23 protein-coding genes are annotated in these 22,337 nt (G+C 70.1%); 4 read left to right on the forward strand and 19 right to left on the reverse strand.

Annotated features, from left to right (window positions below):
* Positions 1–4 precede the first annotated feature (4 nt).
* The 7 genes from FHS98_RS12915 to FHS98_RS12945 all read right to left on the reverse strand — a co-directional run bounded on the left by FHS98_RS12915 (position 5) and on the right by FHS98_RS12945 (position 5,380).
* Positions 5–394: a nuclear transport factor 2 family protein gene (locus FHS98_RS12915; RefSeq protein WP_167105586.1), complete on the reverse strand. Its 390-nt coding sequence runs from the start codon at positions 392–394 to the stop codon at positions 5–7.
* A 71-nt stretch (positions 395–465) separates the two neighbouring features.
* Positions 466–1,038: a hypothetical protein gene (locus FHS98_RS12920; protein ID WP_167105589.1), complete on the reverse strand. Its 573-nt coding sequence runs from the start codon at positions 1,036–1,038 to the stop codon at positions 466–468.
* Between the two features lie 10 nt (positions 1,039–1,048).
* The gene (locus FHS98_RS12925) at positions 1,049–2,149 is read right to left on the reverse strand and encodes a M48 family metallopeptidase (protein ID WP_341786064.1); all 1,101 of its coding nucleotides are present in this window, start codon (positions 2,147–2,149) and stop codon (positions 1,049–1,051) included.
* A gap of 74 nt (positions 2,150–2,223) precedes the next feature.
* Entirely contained in the window at positions 2,224–2,970 is a 747-nt protein-coding gene (locus FHS98_RS12930; protein WP_167105595.1) for a hypothetical protein, read from the reverse strand.
* A 128-nt stretch (positions 2,971–3,098) separates the two neighbouring features.
* Positions 3,099–4,631 carry a tryptophan halogenase family protein gene (locus FHS98_RS12935; protein ID WP_167105598.1) on the reverse strand — a complete coding sequence of 511 codons (1,533 nt, stop codon included), beginning with the start codon at positions 4,629–4,631 and terminating at the stop codon, positions 3,099–3,101.
* A 3-nt stretch (positions 4,632–4,634) separates the two neighbouring features.
* Entirely contained in the window at positions 4,635–5,132 is a 498-nt protein-coding gene (locus FHS98_RS12940) for a PIN domain-containing protein (protein ID WP_167105601.1), read from the reverse strand.
* Positions 5,132–5,380 (reverse strand): type II toxin-antitoxin system Phd/YefM family antitoxin, encoded by a 249-nt coding sequence (locus FHS98_RS12945; protein WP_167105603.1) that lies wholly within the window; start codon positions 5,378–5,380, stop codon positions 5,132–5,134. The genes FHS98_RS12940 and FHS98_RS12945 overlap by 1 nt, the downstream gene beginning before the upstream one ends.
* A 116-nt stretch (positions 5,381–5,496) precedes the next feature.
* Between FHS98_RS12945 and FHS98_RS12950 the strand changes: the two genes are divergently transcribed.
* Positions 5,497–6,183, forward strand: a complete 687-nt coding sequence (locus FHS98_RS12950) for a cell wall hydrolase (RefSeq protein WP_167105606.1) — start codon at positions 5,497–5,499, stop codon at positions 6,181–6,183.
* Here FHS98_RS12950 and FHS98_RS12955 read toward each other — a convergent pair.
* A complete protein-coding gene (locus FHS98_RS12955) occupies positions 6,177–7,988 on the reverse strand; it encodes a gamma-glutamyltransferase family protein (protein ID WP_167105609.1) in 1,812 nt (603 codons plus the stop codon). The two genes, FHS98_RS12950 and FHS98_RS12955, sit on opposite strands and share 7 nt — an antisense overlap.
* 109 nt (positions 7,989–8,097) lie before the next feature.
* Between FHS98_RS12955 and FHS98_RS12960 the strand changes: the two genes are divergently transcribed.
* Positions 8,098–9,483 carry an RNB domain-containing ribonuclease gene (locus FHS98_RS12960; protein ID WP_167105612.1) on the forward strand — a complete coding sequence of 462 codons (1,386 nt, stop codon included), beginning with the start codon at positions 8,098–8,100 and terminating at the stop codon, positions 9,481–9,483.
* On the opposite strand, the gene FHS98_RS12965 is transcribed toward FHS98_RS12960, so the two are convergent.
* From FHS98_RS12965 to FHS98_RS12985, 5 genes are all read right to left on the reverse strand, one after another.
* Positions 9,480–11,063, reverse strand: a complete 1,584-nt coding sequence (locus FHS98_RS12965; protein ID WP_167105615.1) for an ABC-F family ATP-binding cassette domain-containing protein — start codon at positions 11,061–11,063, stop codon at positions 9,480–9,482. The two genes, FHS98_RS12960 and FHS98_RS12965, sit on opposite strands and share 4 nt — an antisense overlap.
* 117 nt (positions 11,064–11,180) lie before the next feature.
* The gene (locus FHS98_RS12970; RefSeq protein WP_167105618.1) at positions 11,181–12,224 is read right to left on the reverse strand and encodes an alpha/beta fold hydrolase; all 1,044 of its coding nucleotides are present in this window, start codon (positions 12,222–12,224) and stop codon (positions 11,181–11,183) included.
* 22 nt (positions 12,225–12,246) lie between these two features.
* On the reverse strand, positions 12,247–12,720 hold the full coding sequence (locus tag FHS98_RS12975) for a DUF6130 family protein (RefSeq protein ID WP_167105621.1): 474 nt from the start codon (positions 12,718–12,720) through the stop codon (positions 12,247–12,249).
* Between the two features lie 15 nt (positions 12,721–12,735).
* Positions 12,736–13,242: a DUF1097 domain-containing protein gene (locus FHS98_RS12980; RefSeq protein ID WP_167105624.1), complete on the reverse strand. Its 507-nt coding sequence runs from the start codon at positions 13,240–13,242 to the stop codon at positions 12,736–12,738.
* 66 nt (positions 13,243–13,308) lie between these two features.
* Positions 13,309–13,719 (reverse strand): organic hydroperoxide resistance protein, encoded by a 411-nt coding sequence (locus tag FHS98_RS12985; protein WP_167105627.1) that lies wholly within the window; start codon positions 13,717–13,719, stop codon positions 13,309–13,311.
* Positions 13,720–13,927: 208 nt separating this feature from the next.
* On the opposite strand from FHS98_RS12985, the gene FHS98_RS12990 reads away from it, so the two are divergent.
* Positions 13,928–14,944, forward strand: coding sequence for an alcohol dehydrogenase (locus tag FHS98_RS12990; RefSeq protein WP_167105630.1), 1,017 nt, complete (start codon positions 13,928–13,930; stop codon positions 14,942–14,944).
* A 4-nt stretch (positions 14,945–14,948) separates the two neighbouring features.
* Here FHS98_RS12990 and FHS98_RS12995 read toward each other — a convergent pair whose 3' ends face one another.
* The 5 genes from FHS98_RS12995 to FHS98_RS13015 are packed head-to-tail and all read right to left on the reverse strand — an operon-like array spanning position 14,949 to position 20,308.
* Positions 14,949–15,689 carry an SDR family NAD(P)-dependent oxidoreductase gene (locus FHS98_RS12995; RefSeq protein ID WP_167105633.1) on the reverse strand — a complete coding sequence of 247 codons (741 nt, stop codon included), beginning with the start codon at positions 15,687–15,689 and terminating at the stop codon, positions 14,949–14,951.
* Positions 15,683–16,828, reverse strand: coding sequence for a galactonate dehydratase (gene dgoD, locus FHS98_RS13000; protein WP_167105636.1), 1,146 nt, complete (start codon positions 16,826–16,828; stop codon positions 15,683–15,685). Before dgoD ends, FHS98_RS12995 begins: the two co-directional genes overlap by 7 nt.
* Positions 16,825–17,823 carry an L-arabinose ABC transporter permease AraH gene (gene araH, locus FHS98_RS13005; protein ID WP_167105639.1) on the reverse strand — a complete coding sequence of 333 codons (999 nt, stop codon included), beginning with the start codon at positions 17,821–17,823 and terminating at the stop codon, positions 16,825–16,827. The genes dgoD and araH overlap by 4 nt, the downstream gene beginning before the upstream one ends.
* Positions 17,820–19,319 carry an L-arabinose ABC transporter ATP-binding protein AraG gene (gene araG, locus FHS98_RS13010; RefSeq protein ID WP_167105642.1) on the reverse strand — a complete coding sequence of 500 codons (1,500 nt, stop codon included), beginning with the start codon at positions 19,317–19,319 and terminating at the stop codon, positions 17,820–17,822. The genes araH and araG overlap by 4 nt, the downstream gene beginning before the upstream one ends.
* Positions 19,316–20,308, reverse strand: a complete 993-nt coding sequence (locus FHS98_RS13015; protein WP_243848022.1) for a substrate-binding domain-containing protein — start codon at positions 20,306–20,308, stop codon at positions 19,316–19,318. The genes araG and FHS98_RS13015 overlap by 4 nt, the downstream gene beginning before the upstream one ends.
* A 220-nt stretch (positions 20,309–20,528) precedes the next feature.
* Here FHS98_RS13015 and FHS98_RS13020 point away from each other — a divergent pair, with 220 nt between their 5' ends.
* A complete protein-coding gene (locus FHS98_RS13020; RefSeq protein ID WP_167105645.1) occupies positions 20,529–21,266 on the forward strand; it encodes a FadR/GntR family transcriptional regulator in 738 nt (245 codons plus the stop codon).
* On the opposite strand, the gene FHS98_RS13025 is transcribed toward FHS98_RS13020, so the two are convergent.
* Positions 21,267–22,322 (reverse strand): aldose epimerase family protein, encoded by a 1,056-nt coding sequence (locus tag FHS98_RS13025; RefSeq protein ID WP_167105648.1) that lies wholly within the window; start codon positions 22,320–22,322, stop codon positions 21,267–21,269. It abuts the gene before it with no gap.
* Positions 22,323–22,337 lie beyond the last annotated feature (15 nt).

Here is a 22,337-nt window from a genome sequence, read left to right on the forward strand (position 1 = left end):
GCCTTCAGGCGAGGGTGAGGTAGATTTCCGCCTCGATCACCCATTCGCCGCCGATCTCGCGCCACTTCGCGCTGTAGGTGCCCGACGCGAGCGACTTCCCGGTCGCGGCGACGACGCCCTGCCACTGGCCCTGCTCCAGCGCGATCGGCTCGACGGAGGAGACGAGGATGCTTTCCGGGGTGCGGGTGTAGACCGTGCGCCCGGCGGCGGCGAACTCGCGCTTCCAGGCGAGCAACTGCGCCTTGCGGCCGGAGAGGAGCGCGCTGTCCGTGCCCGCCACGAGCACGACGTTGGGCGCGAGCAGCGGGCCGATCGCGCTGAGGTCTCCTTCCGCCAGCGCGCGGTTGAAGGCGGCGCGGCGCAGGCGGATGGCGAGATCGGCGGGGGAGGCCATGGAAAGGCTTTCGGCAAGGGGATGTCCGCCGCCCCGATACCGCCCCGCGCGCGTCCGGTGAAGAGGCGCCGTCAGAGCGCGAGCGACGCGGCCAGCGCCCGGAACTTCGCCACGTCCTTGTCGAAGAAATAGAGCGCCGGCGCCTCGTAAGTCACCATGTAAAGCTCCCCGCCGATCATCGCGCCGAAGCCCTCGCCCTTGCGCTCCACCTCGTCGTCGGCACGCGTGAGGCTGTAGGCGAAGTGGATGCCCTTGTGCCCCGCGACCAGCGCCGGCTCCTGCGCGCCGATCTGCATATGGTCCACCGCGAACTGGCTGCGATAGGTCGATTCCAGCAGCGCGGGGATGTCGGTGATGAGCATCGTCGTCGAGACATGGGGCAGCGGGGTCTGCCGCTTGTGGACCTCGCGCATCAGCGGCCGCCCCGATCCGATCGCCGCGTAGAAGGTCACCTTGTTGAGCTGGTCGCCGTCGATCGTCCAGACCTCGGTATGGCTGCCGTCGTTGCGGCGGAGCTTGTTCCATTCGGTGATCGGGGAGGCCGACAGCTTCGATCCCGCGATGGCGCCATGCGGGCCGGGCGAGACCAGCGTGTTGGCGAGCAGCACGGGGCTGAGCAGCGCAAGGGCGGCGACGGCTTTCATCGGAAGCACCTCAATGGGCGATCAGGGCGGCGATGGCGGGCGCGTCCGACGCGCCGGGCGATGCGGCGAGATAGGCGGAGAGCGCGGTGCGGCCCTCGTCGGTCTGTCCGTTGCGCAGCAAGGCGAGGCCGAGATTGCGATCCAGCTCCGGCCCGGCATAGCCGGCGGCACGCGCATCGCGATAGAGGCCGCTCGCGACCTGGAGATCGCGCGGATGGCCGCGCAGCCGGAAGAGTTCCGCCCGTGCGTAGAGCAGCTCCGCGCTCCATCCGCCACCCGCCGAGGCGAGGCTGGAGAGGATATAGTCCGATCCGCCGAAATCGTTGATCTTCACCTGCGCGGCGAGGAGCCGGGGCAGCAGCGGCGCGATCGCCCGGCGATAGGCCTCGGCCCGCGCATCGCCGCCGGCCGGCAGCTTGGCGGCCTCCCCGGCGAGAATGGTGGCGCGGTGGAGGTTGGTCGGGTGGGTGTCGAAGAAGCCGGAGGCATATTTCTGGCCGGGCCGCTGCCCATGGCCGACCGCGCGGGCATCCTCCTCGGCCATCACCGACTGCCACAGCGCGGGCGCCGAACCGGCCGGATAGCCCGAGGCGGAGAGATAGCGCAGGCCCAGCAGATCGGCCTCGGCCTCCTGCTCGCGATCGAAGCGGTAGAGCGAGCCTACGAGCGCCATCTGCGTGCCGCCGACCGGCGTATTGCTGATCCCGCCCAGCACGCCGAGCCAGGCCATCACGTCGGTCGTGCCGCGCCGCGCCTTGAAGCCGCGCAGGCCGTGGCGCAGCTCGAAATGCGCGAACTCATGGCCGATCACGGCGGCCAGCTCGCCTTCGTCATGCACCCGGAGGAACAGCCCCGACCACACCTCCATCGCGCCATTGGGCATCATCGAGGCGTTGAAGGCGGGCACCTCCATCACATAGACGCGCACGCCCGCGCAGCGCTCCGGCCCCACCGTCCGGCACAGCACGGAGCGGACATAGGCCTCGATGCCGCCGTTGCGGATGCGCAGGGGGCTGTCGCGGAGCTGGCGCTCGCGCTCGTCGGCCTCCATCCACAGGCCGCGCTCGTCGACCGTCGTCGGCTCATAGGCGGCGGTATAGGGCGGCAGCACGGGGATGGGTTCGGAGAATGCGGGTCTCCCCGCGCAAACCCCAGCCAGCAGCGCGAGGCGAAAGAGCGCCCGCCTCATGGCGTGCCGGTGCTGGCGAGATCGACCGGCTTGCCGGGGAAGCCCGCCAGCAATTCCCGGACCCTTTTCGCCGCACCCTCGGGCGTCCGCACATCGCCGCCCATCTGGCGATCCGCGTTGAGCCAGACCAGTTCGCCGGTCCTCAGATCGATCAGCCCGGCATGGCCGATATGCACCCCCGACGTGACGCCCACCCCGCCGAGCGCGCCGACCACCTGCAACACCTTGCGGCCGGTCGAGCCATATTCGTCATGCGTGGTGATGAAGAGCGCATAGTCCGCCCCTTCGAGGGACTTCAGCCGCGCGATGCCGTCGCCGACGCCCCATTCGAAGGCGCCGGACCGCTTCTTGGTCTCCAGCCGGTTGCCGACGAAGAACTGATATTCGATCACGGAATCCGCCACCGCGCTGAACAGGTGGGCATATTGGGTCACCAGCGGCCCTTCGCCGGTCGTCCCTTCCGCATAGCCGATCACCTGGTTGCCGAGCTTCGACTGCGCTTCCGCGAGCGCGCCGGCGAGATTGTCGCGGGCCTGCTGCGTCCAGTCGGCATTGGGTTCGTAGAGGCCGCCGGTCGACTGCGCGCCGACCTGGATGGTCGGCCGCATGACCATGATCCGCACGGTGCCGGGCCTCAGGACGAAGCCCTCCTTCTTGCCCGTCTTCTCCTGCGCCAGCGACGGCGTGGAGACGAGCAGGATGAGTGCGAGCGCCGCCGCCCGCCGGAATGATGCCAGTGCCATGAGCCCCCCTCACGTCGCCCTTTCCTTATCCGGTTCCGGGGCGCCGGGGAGGGGGTTTTGCCGTCAATCGTGGGGCATCTGGCTCCCGATCCTGCCACCCCTCTCCGGCGCGGCGCGGGGCCTGTGGCTCATGACGCGGGCTGTCCGTTGATGCGGTCGATCAGTTGCCGGTGGGAGGGCAGGTCGTCCGCCGCGCGCTCGCCATAGCGCCGGATCTTGAGGAGCAGCTTCTCGGCCGCGCGCATGGCGGCCAGATCCGTGGCTTCGGAGGGGAGATCGGTCGCGAACTCCATGCCGTAGAGGATGTATTGATAGTTGAAGAAGGCGAAGCTCTCGAGATCGAGGATGAAGTCGTAGCGGTTGGGCGGCCGGTGGCGCCACTGGTCGAGCAGTTCCTTCAGCCGGTCCGGGATGGAGGCGGGATCGACATTGTCGCGCCAGAAGGGCTCCTCGCGCCGGCTCAGGCAATAATGCAGCTTGAGGAAGCTGACGATGTTGTCGAACCGCGCCGTCATCAGCGTGTTGAAGCGCCTGGCCGGCGCATCGATCGGACCGTGATGGGGGAACAGCTCGGCGATCATCGCCACCGCCGCTTCGATCAGCACCACGCCGGTCGATTCCAGCGGTTCCAGAAAGCCCGCCGAAAGCCCGACGGCGACGCAATTGCCGACCCATTGCCGCTCGCGATAGCCGGGCTCGAACGACAGCAGCCGCGTCTCGACCTCGTCGATGCGATCGCCCGCATAGGCGCGCAGCGTCGCGGCGGCGCGGGCATCGTCCATATGGTCGCTCGAATAGACGCAGCCGAGGCCGCGCATCCCGGCGAGCGAGATGTCCCACGTCCAGCCCGCCTCGTGCGCGGCGGCGATGGTGAAGCTCGGCAGCGGCGCGTCCGGCCGGTCATAGGGCAGCTTGCAGGCGAGCGCGCGGTCGGTGAACAGATAGGGCCGCGCCGAGCGGAACGGCACGCCCAGCGCCCGCCCGATCAGTTCAGCGCGGAAACCCGAGCAGTCGATGTAGAGATCCGCCCTGAGCGGCCCATGCTCGCGGCTGACGACATGATCGATCCGGCCCGCCGCATCGAGAACGACATCCTCAAGCCGGTCCTGCACATGCCGGACGCCGAGTTCCACGGCGCGCTCGGCGAGCAGCCGGCCGAGCTGCCCGGCGTCGAAATGATAGGCGTAGCTGAGCGGCCCGGTGAAGGCCTCCTCGTCCGGCCCCTTGGGCGCACGGCGGGCCTCCGCGACGCGGTTCTGGATGGTCATCGCCTCGGCGAAGGGCGGGCGCGTCGCCTTGTCCTGCCGCAGCCAGTGGGGGACGAGGCCCGGCGCATCGGCGTAGAGCGGCGCCTCGAAGGGGTGGAAATAGCGATGCCGCTGCCCGTCCTGCGGCGCGTGCAGCCAGTCGGTGAAGCAGACGCCCTGCTTGAAGGTGGCGGAGGTCTCGCGGATGAAGCGGGTCTCGTCGATGCCGAGGAAGCGCAAGGTGCTCCGCATCGTCGGGAAGGCGCCCTCGCCGACGCCGATCGTGCCGATCTCGGGCGATTCCAGCAGCGTGATCCGGCGGTGCGGATGATCGGCGAGATCGAGGAAGCGGGCGAGATAGGCCGCCGTCAGCCAGCCCGCGGTGCCGCCGCCGATAATCAGGATCGAGCGCATGCCCTAAGCCCTCACGAACAGATTCTTGAGCCATGCCGGCCCGGTGCGCGCCGCCTGACGCCAGTCGTCGCCATCATCCTCGTCCCCGGCGGACCAGCCGCGCGGGTTGAGGAGCTTGACCCGCCCCGCCTTGAAGGCGGTGGTCTGGTGCGTGACGAGTGTCAGCTTGTGCTCGATCGCGGTGGCGGCGAGCAGGCCGTCGCGGGCATCGGCATAGCCGAGCTGCCCGCTGCGGCGGACCACGGCGGCGTCCACGGGCAGGATGCGGCCCTCGAACGCGCGCATCACCTGCTCGTCGATCCACGGGCGGAGCGCGGCGCCCGCGGCCTTGCCCGGCCTGCCCGATTTGCGCGCGCCATTCTCCAGCTCCAGCAGGGTGAGCGCGGAGATGAAGAGCGTCTGCCGCGACACGCTGCCCGCCCAGGCGATCAGGCCGGGATCGGCCCGGCCCGCCTTGGCGCGCCCGAGATCGACGAGAACGGGGGTGTCCAGCAGATACATCAGTCGGCCGCACCGCGACGGCTCCACACGCCTGTCGAGCGCGGCGGATCGGCGGCGTCAGCCGGGGCGGGCATGGCGAGCAGATCGACGATGCTCTCCGTCTGGCCGCTCATCTGGCGATAGGCGTCGATGCTCATCAGCACATGGGTGGGCCGCCCGCGATCGGTGATGAACACCGGCTCGATCCGCGCCGCGCGCTTCGCCTGGCTGACATCCTGATTGAAATCGCGGCTGCTGACGATCTTCATGGCCCCTCGACCGGCCCCCCGAAAGCCTCTCTGATGTAGGCATGTTACTACGCCGGGGCGAGGCGGCAACGGAAATGCGCCTTGGCGGGGTCCGATCCCCTCGATAATCGGGCCGCATGGCGACACGCGCGAGACGGAAGGGGAGGAAGGCGTCCCGCGCGCATCGCTGGACGCGCCTCGAGATCGCGGTGCTGTCCGCCTTCGCCATCGCGGTGGTGGGAGTGTGGCTGGCGACGCGCGACTGGCGGCCGGCTCCGCCGCCGGCGGCGCCCCATCGTCTCACCGCCGAGGAAGCGCGCGCCGTCAACGCCGCCACGCCCTTTGCCGACGATCATCCGCGCGCGGCCCGGCCGTTCCGTTTCCAGGGAAGCCCGGCGGCGCGCGAGCAGGCGGTGCAATGCCTCGCCACCGCCGCGATCTACGAGGCCGGCAGCGACGAGCGGGGCCGCAGGGCGGTGATGCAGGTGGTGCTCAACCGGCTCGCCTTGCCGCAATATCCCAAGACGGTGTGCGGGGTGGTCTATCAGGGCGCGTCACGGGTGACAGGGTGCCAGTTCTCCTTCACCTGCGACGGATCGCAGGCGCGTCGCCCCGAGCATGAGGGCTGGGACGCGGCGCGGGCGGAGGCGAAGCGCGCGCTCGGCGGCTATGTCTTCGCGCCCGTCAGCACCGCGACCCATTATCATGCCAACTGGATCGTGCCCTATTGGAAGGGCTCGCTCGACAAGATCGCGCAGGTTCATAACCATATCTTCTACCGGCCGCACCTGCGCTCCCCGATCCAGTTCGGCCCGCCTCAATAAGCGAGCGCGCAGCCGTCCGCCCGCATCTCGGACGCGGCGGCGTAGACGAGCTGGCCTTGATCGGGCTTGAACTCGACGCATTCGTAGCGGCCGAAGCCACCATCCGATTCCCCAAGCTTCCAGCCCATATTGGCGAGCGCCGCCCTGGTCGCCTCCGGCACGCCGCTTTCGAGGCGGAGCAGGCCGTTGGCGGGCATTCCCGGACTATCCTCGCCCATCGACTCCGAAGAGCCCTCATGGTGCCAGCGCGGGCTGTCGCCCGCCGCCTGCACGTCGAGGCCATAATCGGTGCGGTTGACGATGATCTGGGTCTGGCCCTGCGGCTGCATGTCGCCGCCCATCACGCCGAAGGCGAGCCATGGCGCGCCCTTCACGGTGGCGAAGCCGGGGATGATCGTCTGGAACGGGCGCTTGCCGGGCTGGTAGATGTTGGGGTGCCCGTCCTTCAGGCTGAAGAGCTGGCCGCGATCCTGGAACATGAAGCCCAATCCGTCCGCCACCAGCCCCGATCCCATGCCGCGGAAGTTGGACTGGATCATCGACACCATCATCCCGTCCTTGTCGGCGCAGGAGAAATAGGTGGTGTCGCCATGGCTCGGCGCCTGCCCCGGATAGACGGGGGTGAGGATGCGGTCCGGCCGGATCAGCTTGGCGCGCTCGGCGGCATATTCCTTGGAGATCAGCCACTCGACCGGCACCTTCGAGAAGTGCGGATCGGCGTAGTAGCGGGCGCGGTCCTCATAAGCGAGGCGCTTGGCCTCGACCTGCAAATGGATCGACAGCGGCGACTGGAAGCCCGCGCCGCGCATGTCGAAATGCTCCAGCATGTTGAGCATCTGAAGCGTGGCGATGCCCTGCGTGTTGGCGCCGAGCGCGTGGACGGTGGTGCCGCGATAGTCGGTCTGGTGCGGCTCGACCCATTCGCCATGATGCGCGGCCAAGTCCTCATAGCGCAGCCAGCCGCCGATCCGCTTGAAATAGGCATCGATCGTCCTCGCGATCTCGCCCTTGTAGAAGACGTCGCGGCCGCCCTGCGCGATCAGCCTGTAGGTGTGGGCCAGATCGGGGTTGCGGAAGATCTGCCCCGTCTCCGGCCCGCCATGGCCGAGGCCGTAGGTGCGGATCGCATTCTCCGTCTCCTCGACGCCCGAGCCGGGACGGAGGAATATCTTGAGGTTGCGGCGGATATAATAAGCGATGATCTCGGGCACCGGCGCGCCTTCGCTGGCATAGCCGATGGCGGGCTCGAACAGCTCGGCCCATTTGAGCTTGCCGTAGCGCTGATGGAGCATCCACCACGCATCGAGCGCACCCGGCACGGACACCGAGATCGCGCCGAGGGCCGGCAGCGCCCCGTTCTTCGCACGCGAGCGGGCGGTCTCGAGGCTCAGCCCGCGCGGCGAGCCGCCGGAGCCCGCAAGCCCCATCACCTTCTTCGCCTTCGGATCCCACAGCATGGCGAAGCAGTCGCCGCCGATCCCCGACGATGTCGGCTCCAGCACGCCGAGGCAGGCGTTCATGGCGATGGCGGCATCCACCGCCGAGCCGCCCTTCCTGAGGATATCGATCGCGGCGAGCGTCGCCAGCGGCTGGGCCGAGCCCGCCGCGCCATGCGTGCCGTAGACCGCGCTGCGCGAGGCGAAGCTGGCGCCGACCGGCCGATCACCGGCATGGACGTCGGGGCGGATGAAGCGCTCGGCGCCGGCGGGCTCGAACTTCGGCAGGTCGGCCGGCCGGGTCTCGGCGAGGAGCGGGGCGGCCATCGCGGCGGCCGGGAGCGAGGCGAGAAATTGTCTGCGGCGCAAGATCGATCTCCATTTCCCCCCGGAGATACGCGGCAGAGCTTTAGCGACGATCGCCGGGCAGGCAAGCCGCTCTTCCCATTGCCCGGCGCAGGCGGCATCAGATGGGAGCATGAAAACAATCGTCGATCCCGATCGCGCGCTGGCGGACGGACTGGCCGCGCTCCGAGCCGAATTTCAGGTGCCGGCCGGCTTCCCGCCCGCCGTGCTCGCCGCCGCCGAGGCGGCCGCGCGCAGGCCCTTCACCGAGCATGTCGACCGCACCGCGATGCGTTTCGTGACGCTCGACCCGGCGTCCTCGACCGATCTCGACCAGGCTTTCGCGATCGAGCGGGCGGGGGGCGACATCCTGCTCCATTATGCCATCGCGGACGTCGCGTGGTTCGTCACCGACGGCGATGCGATCGATGCCGAGACGTGGGCGCGTGGCGAGACGCTCTATCTGCCCGACGGCAAGGCGGGGCTGCATCCGCCGATCCTGGGCGAGCAGGCCGCCAGCCTGTTGCCCAATGGGGACAGGGCGGCGGTGATCTTCACGGTGCGCGTCGGCGGTGACGGCAAGTCGGTGCTGGAGGGGGCGGAGCGTGCGGTGATCCGCTCGGCCGCCAAGCTCGCTTATGAGACGGTGCGGCCCGAGGATCTGCCGCCCGATTTCGAGGAACTGGCCCGCCGCATCGACGCCGCCGAGACGGCGCGCGGCGCGGCCCGCGTCGATCCGCCGGAGCAGGAGGTGGCGCGCGACGACGACGGCAGGCTGCGGCTGGCCTTCCGGCCCCGCTGCGTCTCCGAGGATCGCAACGCGGCGCTGTCGCTCGCCACCAACCTCGCGGTGGCCGATGCGCTTCAGGCGCACCGCACCGGCCTGTTCCGCGTCATGGCCGGCCCGAATCCCGGCGCGATCGCGCGGCTGCGCCATACCGCCGGGGCGTTCGGGCTCGACTGGCCGGCCGGGCAGCCGCTCGACCAGTTCTCGCAGACTCTGAGCGCCAACGATCCGAAGCAGGCCGCGTTCATGTTGGCGATCCGCCGCGCGGGGAACGGCGCCTCCTACGCGCCCTATCGCGATGGCGTGACGCCGTGGCACGCGGCGATGGCGGCGACCTATGCGCAGGCGACCGCGCCGCTCCGCAGGCTGGCCGACCGTTATGTGATCCGCGCCGCGCTGGCGGTCGCCAACGGCCGGCCCGTGCCCGATGCTGTGAGCGCGGCGTTCGAGCGGATTCCTCCCGTGATGGCCCGCGCCGACGCCCGCTCCGGCCAGATCGAGCGCGCCGTCATCGATCTCGCCGAGGCGGTGCTGCTCGCCGATCATGAGGGCGAGGCCTTCTCCGCCACCGTCACCGACGTCGACGATCGCGGCGCGCGCATCCAGCTTTGCGATCGCCCAGTCGTGGCGCGGGTGGCGACGGATGGGCTGCATCCCGGCGACATGATCCGGGTGAAGCTCGACGGCGTCGACATGGCGCGCCGGACGATCCGCTTCGAGGCGGCCGGCTAGGCCCCGTCGAGCGGGAGCCGGCGCGTCACGCCGATATTCTCCAGGAACGCCGTGTCGTGGCTCACCACCAGCAGCGCGCCGTCATAGGCCCGGAGCCCCGCCTCCACCGCCGTCACGGACTCGATGTCGAGATGGTTGGTCGGCTCGTCGAGGATGAGGAGGGGCGGCGGCGCGGGGCTGCCCAGCACGCAGGCGAGGCCGGCGCGCAGCATCTGGCCGCCGCTCAGCGTGTCGCAGCGCCGGTCGCCGGCCTCGGCACGGAACCCAAAGCGGGCGAGGGCTGCCCGGCAGCCATTCTCGTCGACCCCCGGATTGAGGCGGGCGTAATTCTCCGCGATCGTCCCGGCCGGATCGAGCAGGCTTACCCGCTGGTCGAAGAGTGCGGCCGGGACATGGACGACCACCCGGCCCGAGAAAGGCGCGAGATCGCCCGTGACGACGCGCAACAGCGTCGATTTCCCCGATCCGTTGGCGCCGACGATGGCGACCCGCTCCGGCCCGGCGATCTTCAGCGACACATCGCGCAGGACCGGCTCGGCCGGATCATAGCCCGCCGTCACATGGGCCAGCGCCAGCACCTCACGGCTGGGGGCCAGCCCGGTGGGGGCGAGCTGCACCGAGAGGGGCTCGATCCGCTCGATCCTCTCCCTGGCCTGTTCGAAGGCTTGCGAGGCGTCGGCGCGCAGCCGGTCTGCGAGACGGGCGCCACCGCCGCCGCTATTCTCCGCCTTCTCCTTGCGCGCGCCCAGAAGAATGCGCGGCATCCCGCCCTTCGCGGCGCTGCGGCTGCCGGCGGCGTCGCGGCGCTGCTGCCGTTCGGTCGCGACCTGCGCCTTGCGTTCCACCTCGGCGACGCGCCGCTCGGCGGAGGCGAGATCCTGCTCGGCCGCCGCCAGCTCGATCGCCTTGCGCGCGCGATACTGGCTCCAGTTCCCGCCATAGCGCTGGGCGCCGAGCGTGGTCAGTTCGACGATGGCGTCCATGGCGTCGAGCAGTTCGCGGTCATGGCTGACGACGATCGCCCCGGCACGCCAGCCGTGGAGGAGATCGCGCACCGCCTGCCGTCCGTCGCGGTCGAGATTGTTGGTCGGCTCGTCGAGCAGCAGGAAATCGGGCGCGGCGAAGATCGCGCCCGCCAGCGCCGCCCGCGTCCGCTGCCCGCCCGACAGGCGGACGAGCGGGGCGTCCAGCGGCAGGTCGAGGCCCACCTGCGCCAGCGCCTCTTCGGCGCGCGCTTCAAGCGTCCAGTCCGCCTCGGCCAGCTCGTCGAGGGTGGCGACGCCCGCCTCGGCGCGGTGGAGGAGGGCGAGGCCATCGGCGATGCCGAGCAGGTCGGCCAGCGTTTCCCGCGGCGAGAGCTGGACGATCTGGCGCAGCGTGCCGACCGTGCCCTGCATGCGGACGGACCCTCGGGAGGGCTCCAGCTCGCGCGTCAGCAGGCGCAGCAGCGTCGATTTGCCGACGCCGTTGCGGCCGACGAGACCGGCGCGTTCGCGGCCGAAATCGAGCGTCAGATCGTCGAGGACGGCCCGGCCGTCAGGCGTGGACCAGGCGAGATGCGAAACGGAGATGGCGGGCATGGATCGAGGCTTTCCTGGCGGCAAGGCGGATGGGCGTTGCGGTCAGGGTAAGATCCATTGTCGGGCACTCCGGGTAACGAGGGCGGCAGGTTAGGCCCGCCGCCCCCTTGAGGCAAGTCAGGCCGGGCGGGCCAGCGCCAGCACCGCGTCGGCGAAGGCGGCGGGCGCCTCCTGCGGCAGGTTGTGGCCGATGCCGCCGCGGATCAGGCGATGCTCGTAGCGGCCGGTGAAGCGGGCGCGATAGGCGGCCGGCTGGGGATGCGGCGCGCCGTTGGCGTCGCCCTCCATGGTGATGGTCGGCACCACGATGGCGGGCGCGGTGGCGAGCTTCTGCTCATAGGCGTCATATTTCGCCTCGCCCTCGGCCAGCCCGAGCCGCCAGCGATAATTGTGGATCACGATCGCGGCATGATCCGGGTTGGCGAAGGACCGGGCGGTGCGCTCGTAGGTGGCATCGTCGAAATGCCATTGCGGGGAGGCGAGCTGCCAGATCAGCTTGTTGAAATCGTGGCGGTTCTGCTCATAGCCGAGCTTGCCCCGCTCGGTCGCGAAGTAGAACTGATACCACCAGGCCAGCTCCGCCTTGGGCGGCAGCGGCGCGGCATTGGCGTGCTGGCTGCCGATCAGGTAGCCGCTCACCGAGACGAGCCCTGCGCACCGCTCCGGCCACAGCGCCGCGACGATGTCGGCGGTCCGCGCGCCCCAGTCGAAGCCGGCGAGCAGCGCCTTGGGGATCTTGAGCGCGTCCATCAGCGCGATCGCATCGAGCGCGAGCGCCGCCTGCTGCGCGTTGCGCACCGTGTCCGCCGAACGGAAGACGGTGCTCCCCGAGCCGCGCAGATAGGGGATGATGACCCGATGCCCCGCCTTCACCAGCAGCGGCGCCACATCCACGAAGGCGTAGATGTCATAGGGCCAGCCGTGGAAGAGGATCACCGGCGCGCCGTTCGCCGGCCCCATGTCGACATAGCCGACGTTGAGCGGGCCGGCATCGATCTGGCGGAGCGGGGGGAAAGCGTTCCCGGTCGGCGTGGCGGGGACGGCGGCGCGGGCCGTGCCCTCCACCCCGCCGATCTGGAGCGCCGCGACGCCCATCGCGGCCAGCCCGAAGAAATTGCGACGGCTCGGATCGGCCGGCTGATCCGAAGGAAGGGTCGTCATGTCGATATCTCCTGCGAGGGTCTTAGTGGGCGGCGTGCGGCTGGGCGTCTGTCTGCGGCACGACGAAGCGGATGGTCTTGCGATCGAGCGGCTGGTGGTTGGCATTGGCAAGGATCACCTCCACGCTGTGCGGGCCTGCGGGCAGGCCCACGAGGATCAGCGGTTCGCCGCAGGCATCCGCCCAATGCCATGGCGCCCCGTCGACCGCGACGTGGATGTGGCCGATGCGCGGGCTGACGTCGAGCGCCTTGGGGCCGAACACGGGCTCGATCCGCAGATTTTCGGCGCGGTACTGGATGAACACACGGCCTTCGGCGAGCGGGCCGGGGAGCGGCGGACCGACGATGAGGCGCGCCGGCGGCTGCGGCTCGGCGAGGGGGACGACGCCGGCCGGGCCGAGGATCTCGCCCGCCGTCTGGGCGCAGACTGCGCCCGTCGCCGGCAGGAGGAGGAGCGTGGCGAGCCCCAGCGTGCGGAGCGTCATGTTGCGTGTCATGGATGATCTCCCCGTTCAGGCCTGCGCTTCGGGTTCCGCCCGCGGCTGGACGGCCGCCTGAAGCAGCGTGGCTGCGGCGCAGGAGGCCGCACCGATAGCGGCGGAACATGCCAGAATGGCGTACGTCGAGGCGACGGGCGCGAGACCCGAATAGAAGAAGCTTGTCAGCCCGAGAAAATAGGCGATCGGATTGTTGAGCGGAGCCAGCGTCCGCAGGCTCAGCACGAGGATGACGACGCCCGAGACGGCCAGCGGCGTGGCGGCGTCGCCCAGCGTCGGCGTCAGCAGCCTGATCGCGATCGCGGTTCCGATCCCGAAGGCGAGGCCCAGCAGGAAGCAGCCGAGATCGGCGAGATTGTCCCGCGTCGAGGCGCCGGCGAGATTATAGGCCACCCAGCCGAGGAACATGGCGGAGGCGGGCAGCATCACCGCGATCGTGCCGTAGGTCGCGACACCCGCGACGGCGGCGACGACCAGCGAGACGGCATGGAAGCGGATATCCTTGAGGGGGTGAGCCGGCATCGGGTTTCTCCGGGGAATGGAGGGGGTGTGCGGGCCGGAGGGGGCGGCCCGCACGGGGAGAGGATGTCAGTTCAGGGTGATCTCCACGGCGATGTTGCCGCGCGTCATCTTGGAATAAGGGCAGGTCTGGTGCGCCTGATCGGCGATGACGCGCGCCGTCGCGGCATCGAGGCCCGGCAGGCTCACCTTGAGGCGGGCCTGAAGGAAATAGCCGCTGTCGCCCTTGGCGAGATCGACCTCGGCATCCACCGCGGTATCGGCCGGGAGCTTCACGCCCGCCGCCTGCGCGGCCAGACCCATCGCGCCGATGAAGCAGGCGGACCAGCCGGCGGCGAAGAGCTGCTCGGGATTGGTGCCCTGACCCGCGCTGCCCGGAGGCGACAGGCGGATGTCCAGCCGGCCGTCGCTGCTCTGCGCGCTGCCGTCGCGGCCGCCGGTGGTGTGGGTGCGGCCGGTGTAGAGGATCGTGTCAGTCATGTCCGTCACTCCTGTTAAATCGTGTCCGATCAGATCGGATGCGAGTTATTAGGCTTGGCCGCCGCGCGGCGTCAACCCCCAAAACAATCGTATGCGATTTATTTTTTCCGTACCCCCGGTCGGGGACGGCGTAGCTGCCCGGAATCGACGCTGCTGCTGGCGGATAATCGCGCTATAGCCACCCGGCCCCTTCGCTGGAGATGCCATTATGTCGACGATGCGCGCGATGATCGTTCCGCAACCCGGAGCTTCCCTGGAGCTGGTGGAACGCGCCGTTCCCGAGCCGGGCCGCCATGAAGTTCGGATCAGGGTCCATGCCTGCGGCGTCTGCCACAGCGATTCGGTGACGGTGCAGGGCCTGTTCCCCGGCATCGAATATCCGCGCGTGCCCGGCCATGAGGTGGTGGGCACGATCGAGGCCGTCGGCGCCGACGTGGATGGCTGGAGCGCCGGAGAGCGTGTCGGCGTGGGCTGGTTTCCGGGCTCGTGCGGCTATTGCGGCCATTGCCGGCGGGCCGAGGCCTTCGCCTGCGAGAATGTCCATGGCGCCACCGGCGTGTCGCGCGACGGCGGCTATGCGACGCACATGATCGCGGACGCCTCGGCGCTGGCGCGCGTGCCGGCCTCGCTCGATTCGGTCGAGTCCGCGCCCTTGCTGTGCGCGGGCATCACCACCTTCAACGCGATCCGCAATTCGGGCGCGCGGGCGGGCGATCTCGTCGCGGTGCAGGGCATCGGCGGCCTCGGCCACCTTGGCATCCAGTTCGCGGCGCGGCTCGGCTTCCGCACGGTCGCGGTCAATCGCGGGCGCGACAAGGAGGCGCTGGCCCGGAAGCTCGGCGCGCACGACTATATCGACAGCGCGGCGGACGATCCCGCAGAGGCCCTCCAGAAGATGGGCGGCGCCAGGGCGATCATCGCCACCGTCACCAATGCCGACGCGATGCAGGCGATCGTCGGCGGGCTGGGCGCGGGCGGCACGATGATGCTGATCGGCGCGACCGGCCCGATCAGCATCAACCCGATCGAGCTTCTGATGAAGAGCGCGGGCGTGAAGGGCTGGTATTCGGGCACGTCGGCGGATTCGGAGGACACGCTGCGCTTCAGCGAGCTGCACGCCATCGGCTCGATGAACGAGATCTATCCCTTCGCCGAGGCGCAGGCCGCCTACGATCGCATGATGAGCGGCAAGGCGCGTTTCCGCGTCGTGCTGAAGATGGACTGAGCCCCTAGAGGCGGGCCAGCCGCCCGCCGTCGACCAGCAGCGAGGCGCCGGTGACGAACCGCGCCTCGTCGGAGGCGAGGAACAGGATCGCGGCGGCGATCTCGGCGGGCGTGCCGATATCCTCGGGCGCGATCACCTCCAGCCCCGATGCGATATTGGGGCTGGAGCGCAGCATCTCCGTATCCACAGCACCCGGCAGCACGGCGTTGGCGCGGATGCCGCGCGCGGCGCCCTCGATCGCGGTGGAGCGGGTGAGGCTCTCCAGCGCCGCCTTGGCCGCCGCATAGGGCGCGACCAGCGGCGAGGTCTGCCGCGCGTGGATCGAGGCGACGTTCACGATCGCGCCGCCGTCCGCCATGTCGCGCAACGCCGCTCCCGCGAGCAGCGCCGCGCCGAGGAAGTTGACGTCGAGCAGCCGCCGCCACTCCGCCCCGCCGATCTCGGCGAGCGGCCTGTAGATCATCATGCCCGCGACGTTGACGATCAGGTCCAGCCCGCCGAGTTCGGCCAGCGTGCGCTCGACCAGCGAGGCCACGGCCGCCTCGTCGCCGATATCGCAGGCGAAGGAGGAGACGTGCGGCGCGCCGAGCGCATGGAGCCGCTCGATCAGCGCCGCGTCCGGCGAGCGGAGGTCCGCCAGCATCAGGCTCGCGCCTTCCGCCGCCAGCCGCTCGGCGGTGGCGAGGCCGATGCCGCCCAGCCCGCCGGTGACGATCGCGCGCTTGCCCTCGAACCGCCTCACCATTCGCGCAGGCTCCCATCCGGTCCCCGCCATACCGGATTGCGCCAGCGATGGGCATCCTTCGCCGCCTCGCGCACGCGCGCCTCGTCGATGCTGACGCCGAGCCCCGGCGCGGTCGGCACGGCGACGCTGCCCTCGTGGATGTCGAAAACGCCGGCGTCGGTGACGTAGGTCAGCAGATCGGCCGATGGCGTGTTGTAATGGATGCCGAGCGACATCTCCTGGATCACGAAGTTCGGCGTCGCCGCCGCGAGCTGGAGGCAGGAGGCGAGCGCCAGCGGCCCGAGCGGACAATGCGGCGCCACCGCGACGTCGTAAGCCTCCGCCATCGAGGCGATGCGGCGGGCTTCGGAGAGGCCGCCGGCATGGCTGAGATCGGGCTGGATGATGTCGACCGCGCCCAGCTCGAACAGGCGCTTGAAATCCATGCGTGTATAGAGCCGCTCGCCGAGCGCGATGGGCGTGCTGGTCTGGGCGGCGAGCTGGGCGATGGCCTCGGGGTTTTCGGAGAGCAGGGGCTCTTCGATGAACAGCGGGCGCAGCGGTTCGAGCGCGTGCGCGAGCTGGCGCGCCATCGGCTTGTGGACGCGGCCGTGGAAGTCGACGCCGGCGTCGATCCCCGTCTCGCGGACGAGCTGGAGGCGGCGGACGCTGTCGTCGAGCTTCGCCGGGCTGTCGAGCCAGCCCAGATCCTCGGTGCCGTTCATCTTCACCGCGCGGAAGCCCTGCGCCTGCCGCGCGGCGGCGGCCTCGGCGACGTCATGCGGGCGGTCGCCGCCGATCCACGCATAGACGTCGATCCGCTCGCGCACCTGGCCGCCGAGCAACTGCCAGACGGGGACGCCCAGCCGCTTGCCCTTGATGTCCCACAGTGCCTGGTCGATGCCCGAGATCGCCGACATCAGCACCGGCCCGCCGCGATAGAAGCCGAGGCGGTAGAGCGTCTGCCACGCATCCTCGATGCGGTCTGCCTCCGTGCCGATCAGCCGGTCCCGCGCGCTCTCCAACGCGCCGAGCACCGCCTCGCCATGGCCTTCGAGGCTGGCCTCGCCCCAGCCGATCAGGCCGTCGTCGGTCCCGACGCGGACGAACACCCAGCGGGGCGGCACGAGGAAGGCATCGATCTGGGCAATCCGGCTCATGAGGCAAGCCTGTCCTTTTGGGTGAAGCGGGTGAGGAGGGTGGGAAGCGAGAGGCCGCCGGTCTGGCGGAGGCGATCGAAGATCACGGCCGCGAGCAGGATTCCGCCGCGCACGACATATTGGTAGAAAGTGGGCACATCGAGCAGGTTGAGCGCGTTCTGCGCCGCCCCCATGATGAACACGCCGATGACGACCCCGATCATGGTCGCGACGCCGCCCGAGAGCGATACGCCGCCCAGCACGCAGGCGGAGATGACCGCGAGTTCGAGGCCCTGGCTGGTGTTGGGCTGGCCCGAGGTGATCCGCGCGGCGAGCACGATGCCGGCGAGCGCGGTCACGAGGCCTTGCAGCACGAACACGGCGATCCGCACCCGGTCGACGGGAACGCCGGCGAGGCGCGCGGCCTCCGGGTTGCCGCCGATCGCCAGCACGTTGCGCCCGAAGCTGGTGCGCTTGAGCAGGAAGCCGAAGCCGATGAACGCCAGCAGCATCAGCCAGATCGGATAGTTGATCCCGAAGAGCGTCCCCGAGCCCAGCGCATAGAAGCGCTCGGCCGGGATCGACACCGCCTGGCCCCCCGATACGAGGAAGGCGAGGCCGCGCACGATCTCCATCGTGGCGAGCGTCACGATCAGCGAATTGACCTTGAGCCGCGCGACCACCCAGCCGTTGAGGAAGCCCGCCGCCGCACCCGCCGCGAGCCCCGCGAGGATGCCGGCGGCGACGCTCCCCGTCCGGGCGATCACCACGGCGGTGAGCACGCCCGACAGCGCGGTGATCGAGCCGACCGAGAGGTCCACCTCGCGCAGCGCGAGCACCAGCATCATCGTCGTCGCGATCGTGCCGACCAGCGTCACCGACAGGACGAGGCCGCGCATGTTCCGCAGCCCCAGAAAGTCCGGCACCAGCGCGCCCAGCAGCGCGAACAGCACCAGCAGCATCAGCAGCGGCCCGAGGGCGCCCAGCCGGCGGAGAAGGGGAGGGGATGCGCTCATGATTGTCCTGTGGAGGCGTCGGGCAGGGCGAGGCGGAGAAGGCGGTCGGGCGTGGCGTCGGCGCGCGGCACGATGCCGGCGACGCGGCCCTCGCGCATGACGATGATGCGGTCCGCCACGCCCATCACCTCGGGCATGTCGGAGGAGGCGAAGAGGATGGTCCGGCCCTCTTCGGCGAGGCGGTACATATGGGCGTAGATTTCGCTGCGCGCGCCGACGTCGATGCCACGGGTGGGCTCGTCCATCAGCAGGATGCGCGAGTCCGCCGCCAGCCAGCGGGCGATGATCGCCTTCTGCTGGTTGCCGCCCGAGAGTGTGGCGATGGCGGTGGCGGGCGAGGCGGTCTTCACCCGCATGAGCTGGATGAGGTCGGCGGCTTGCGTGCCCTCGTCGCGTTCGTCGATCAGCGGGCGGCCGAGGAGGTTGCGGCGGGCGAGCGCGATATTCTCGGCGACGGCGGCGAGGGGAACGATGCCCTCGTCCTTGCGGTCCTCCGGGCAGAGCGCGAGCCCGGCGGCGATGGCGCGGCGCGGGTCGGCCGACACGAGCGGTTCGCCATGGATGAGGACGTCGCCGCCGGTCGACGGCACCGCGCCGTAGATCAGCCGGAACAGCTCCGATCGCCCCGCGCCGACAAGGCCGAAGAAGCCGAGGATTTCGCCCCGCCGCGCCTCGAAGCTCAGCGGCGCGCGCAGGCCCGGCCCTTCGAGGCCGCTCACCGCCACCGCGACATCGCCCAAGGGCCGGGCGCGATAATCATAGATGTCGGTGATCGTGCGGCCCGCCATCGCGATGATGAGCTGGTCCTGCGTCAGCGCCTTCATGTCGGGATAATCGGCGACATGGCGGCCGTCGCGCAGCACGGTCACGCTGTCGGAGATCTCGAACACCTCCTCCATCCGGTGGCTGACATAGAGGATGGCGCGGCCGTCGCGGCGCAGATCGTCGATGATCCGCATCAGCGTGCGCGTCTCGCGGGCGGAGAGCGAGCTGGTCGGCTCGTCGAAGGCGATGATGCGGGCGTCGCGGGCGAGCGCCTTGCCGATCTCGATCATCTGCCGCTTGCCGATCGAGAGCGTGCGGACCCTGGCGTCGGGATCGATCTCCTCGCCGAGCCGGGCGAGGATGGCCCGTGCGCGCTCGCGGGCCGCGCGGCGGTCGATGATGCCGAACCGCGTCGGCATCATGCCGAGCAGCAGATTCTCGGTGACGCTGAGGTCGGGCGCGAGATGGAGTTCCTGATGGATGATCGCGATGCCCGCCGCCTGACTGTCGCGCGGGCTGGCGAAGGCGACGGGTCGCCCCTCGACCAGGAGGCCGCCGCTGTCCGGCCGATGCTCACCGGCGAGAATCTTGAGCAGCGTCGATTTGCCCGCGCCATTCTCCCCCATCAGCGCGCGGACCTCGCCGCCCGCGACCGAGAAGGACACGTCGTCCAGCGCCACGACGCCGGGGAAGACCTTGCCGACCCCCCGATAGGCGATCAGCGCGCTCATGCCGCCTCCGCCGCGAGGAGCGCGCGGTAGTTGGCGCGGGTCATGAGTTGGCCGGTGGTGTAGGTGACGGCCGGCGGCCGGATGTTATGGACGATCCAGTCATAGACCATCGCGCTGCTGTCATAACCGTGACGGCGCGGGCTGAGCAGGACGGAGGCGTGGAAGCCGGTCGGCTCGCGCTTGTCGAACTCGGCGCTGGCCGAGCCCGAGCCGCCGATGCCGACGCCGATCACCGCGTCCGCGCCCAGCCCCAACCCCTCCGCCGCGCGCACCCCGCCCAGCACCGAGGCATCGTTCAAACCGAGGATGATCCAGCGCCGGATCGCCTGCTGCTGGGTCAGCACCGGGTCGGCGGCGGTGAAGCCGCCTTCGGTGTCGGTGGTCTTCTGGGCCGCGCTGAAGATATGGGCCGGCGCGATGCCGCCTTCGATCGCGGCGCGGGCGCCGTTCTCGGTGCGCTCGCGGCCGGTGTCGAGGCTGTCGAAGGCGAGGCGCAGCACGCCCGTTTCGGCGAGCGGCCAGCCGCGCCGCTTCGCCTCGGCCACCGCCTCGCGCCCCGCCATCGCGCCGATCGCGCTCGCCGAGATGCCGAGATAGGGGACGGACGCGATCGGCCGGTCGTCCGGCCCGAGCAGCCGGTCGTCCACCGCGAGGAATTTGAGCCCGTTCGCCTCGGCCCGCAGCCGGATCGCGGTGCCGAGCTTCGGGTCCGGCGTGCAGATCACGAAGCCCTGCGCATAGCGGGCATAGAGATTGTCGATGGCGGAGAGCACGCGGTCGCCATCCTCGGCGCCGATGCGGATCAGTTCGAAGCCCTTGTCGCGCGCGGCCATCGCGGCGAAGCGCCATTCGTCCTGGAACCACTGGTCCTCGGGCTGCTTGACGAGGAAGCCGATGCGGATCTTCCCGTCCGGCCGCGCGCACCCGCCGAGCAGCGACACCGCGCCCGCGGCCGCCGTGCAGCCCAGAAAGTGCCGCCTTGAGATCAAGCCCCGCCTCCACTCCGTGCGGCCCGCGCCGCGTCTCTTTTCGCCGCCCATTATGAGCGGCTTTCCCTCCGGGTCAAGATTAAGTAATATAAGTAAGCTTCAAGGCGCGGATATCGGCCCGGACGGGGCCGGCGTCCTGCTGGTTCAAGCAGGGAAATGTTGTGCCCTTGGGCGAAAGCATAGGCTTGCCATGCGATCCGAGGCAGGCGAGGCAGGAACAATGAGCGAGAGTTTCACCCGATCCAGTCGCGAGGGCGGCAATCTCACCAGCGCCATCACGCAGGATCTCGGGCGCGCCATCGTGACGGGCAAGTTCAGCGACGGCGTGGTCTTCCCCTACGAGGCGGATCTCTGCAAGCAATATGGGGTGAGCCGCCCCGTGCTGCGCGAGGCAGTGAAGATGCTCACCGCCAAGGGCCTGCTCAAGGCGCGGCCGCGGCAGGGCACGTCGGTGCAGCCCGAGGACCAGTGGAACCTGTTCGACCCCGACGTGCTGCGCTGGATGATGGAGCGCAAGTTCACGATCGAGCTGATGGTGGAGTTCACCGAGGTGCGCCTCGCGATCGAGCCGCGCGCGGCGGCGCTCGCGGCGCGCGACGCGACGGACGTGCAGCGCACCCGCATCGCCGACGCGATCGAGCGGATGCGCGCGGCAGACGCGGGCGACGACGATGCGCTGACCGCCGACATCGCCTTCCATGTCGCGGTGCTGGAGGCGAGCAACAACCGCTTCTTCCGCCAGTTCACCGATCTCGCCGAGGCGACGCTGCGCTTCAGCATCCGCCGCACCAACGCCTATAAAGGCGTGCCGCGCGCCAGCGCCGAGGAGCATAAGGTGGTGGCGGACGCGATCATCGCCGGCGACGCGGCGCGTGCGTCGACCGAGATGTACATGATGATCGAGAGCGCGCTGAACCTGCTGCTGGCGGCGGGCGGTCATCCGCAACGGGTCGATTAGTCAGAGGGTGAGGAAGCGCAGCCGCGTCTCGCTGCGATAGACCTCGCCGGGGCGCAGCAGCGTCGGCGGGAAATCGGGGCGGTTCGGGCTGTCGGGGAAATGCTGCGCCTCCAGCGCCACCGCCTGCCGGCGGACGAAGGGGCGCCCGGCCTCGTCGTGGAGCGAGCCGTCGAAGGCGTTGGCGCTGTAGACCTGCAGGCCGGGGGCGGTGGTCCTGAGCTCCATCGCGCGGCCGCTGGGTTCGTGGACGAGCCGGGCCGCCGGTGCCGCGCCGGCATCGAGCGCGAAGCAATGGTTGAGGCCGTCGCCGATGCGGAGCTGCTCGTCGTCGCGGGCCAGCACGTCGCTGAGCAGCGCTGCGTTCCGCAGGTCGAAAGGGGTGCCCGTGACGGGGCGCTGCTCGCCGGTGGGCAGGGCGGCGGTGTCGATCGGCAGGAAGCGGGATGCGGCGACCGAGAGGTGATGGTCCCCGATCGTCCGCGCGGCCCGTCCGGCGAGGTTGAAATAGCCATGGCTCGCCAGGCTGACATGGGTCGCCGCGTCGGTGGTGGCGCGATAGGCGATGAGCAGCGTGCCGGGCCGCTCGATCCGCATCTCCGCCTCGACATCGAGCGTGCCGGGGAAGCCTTCCTCCCCGTCGGGGCTGCGATAGCGCAGGCGGACGCCGCTGGCATCGTCGAGCGCCTCCATCGTCCAGAGCCTGCGGTCGAAACCGCGCCGGCCACCATGATTCTGGTTGACGCCCTCATTGGCGGTGAGGCGATGTTCCCGCCCGTCGATGGCGAAGCGCGCGCCGGCGATGCGGTTGGCGGTGCGGCCGATGGTCGAGCCGAAATAGGGCCAGCCCGCCTGCAGGGCCGGGTCGAGACAGGACTCCAGCCGGTCGAAGCCGAGCAGCACATCCTCCACCCGCCCGTCGCGATCGGGCGTGCGGATCGACGTGAGCGTCGCGCCATAGCTGGCGACGCGCACCTCCAGCCCCTCGCCGTCGGAGAGGGTGGCGAGCGTCACCGGCTCTCCGCCCGGCAGCCGGCCCCATGCGCGCAGGTCGATCATCGCGGCTCCATACAG

It is taken from the genome of Sphingomonas oligoaromativorans (genome assembly GCF_011762195.1).
Lineage (GTDB): Bacteria > Pseudomonadota > Alphaproteobacteria > Sphingomonadales > Sphingomonadaceae > Solisphingomonas > Solisphingomonas oligoaromativorans.